The 661-nt window shown below is 46.3% G+C and carries 4 tRNA genes and 1 rRNA gene; all 5 read right to left on the bottom strand.

Going from position 1 to position 661, the window contains the following annotated elements:
- Window positions 1-79: transfer RNA gene (locus AXG56_RS00025), tRNA-Leu, on the bottom strand.
- A gap of 7 nt (window positions 80-86) precedes the next feature.
- Window positions 87-162, bottom strand: a tRNA-Lys gene (locus tag AXG56_RS00020).
- A 51-nt stretch (window positions 163-213) separates the two neighbouring features.
- A tRNA-Thr gene (locus AXG56_RS00015) sits at window positions 214-289 on the bottom strand.
- Between the two features lie 15 nt (window positions 290-304).
- Window positions 305-380 (bottom strand) — tRNA-Val (locus AXG56_RS00010).
- 12 nt (window positions 381-392) lie between these two features.
- Window positions 393-506, bottom strand: a 5S ribosomal RNA gene (gene rrf, locus AXG56_RS00005).
- Between the last annotated feature and the right edge of the window lie 155 nt (window positions 507-661).

The raw sequence follows: 661 nt of genomic DNA, 5'->3' as shown, positions 1-661 counted from the left end.
GGGTGGAGGGACTTGAACCCCCACGCCGTGAAGCACTAGATCCTAAATCTAGCGTGTCTGCCAATTCCACCACACCCGCAAAAACATGGTGAGCCATGAAGGGCTCGAACCTTCGACCCTCTGATTAAAAGTCAGATGCTCTACCAACTGAGCTAATGGCTCTCAATGTAACTAGCACTTTAATTTTTTAAGTTAGCTTTATGAGGCAACTAATGGTGCCGGCCAGAGGACTTGAACCCCCAACCTACTGATTACAAATCAGTTGCTCTGCCAGTTGAGCTAGGCCGGCTAACTTAAATGAAAATGGTGGAGGATGCAGGGTTCGAACCTGCGACCCCTTGCTTGTAAGGCAAGTGCTCTCCCAGCTGAGCTAATCCTCCGGATTTAATTAGGCTTGGCAGCGTCCTACTCTCACGGGGATCTACCCGACTACCATCGGCGCTGAAGAGCTTAACTGCTGTGTTCGGCATGGGAACAGGTGTGACCTCTTCGCTTTCGCCACCAAACCTTTTTTCAAGGACAAGAACTATTATAGCTCTTAACCAGTTGAAAATCAAGGGTTATTTTGAACTTTTTTTTGAAAACCCTCAAAACTGGATAAGGAAACATCTTTATCGAAAGAAACGTTTTTCACGCGATCATTTGATCAGATAGATAAGTC

It is taken from the genome of Halobacillus sp. KGW1, assembly GCF_001592845.1.
In the GTDB taxonomy this organism is placed as follows: Bacteria; Bacillota; Bacilli; order Bacillales; family Halobacillaceae; genus Halobacillus.
The sequence above is the reverse complement of the archived record's forward strand: the minus strand, read 5'-3'. Positions and strand labels throughout refer to the sequence as shown.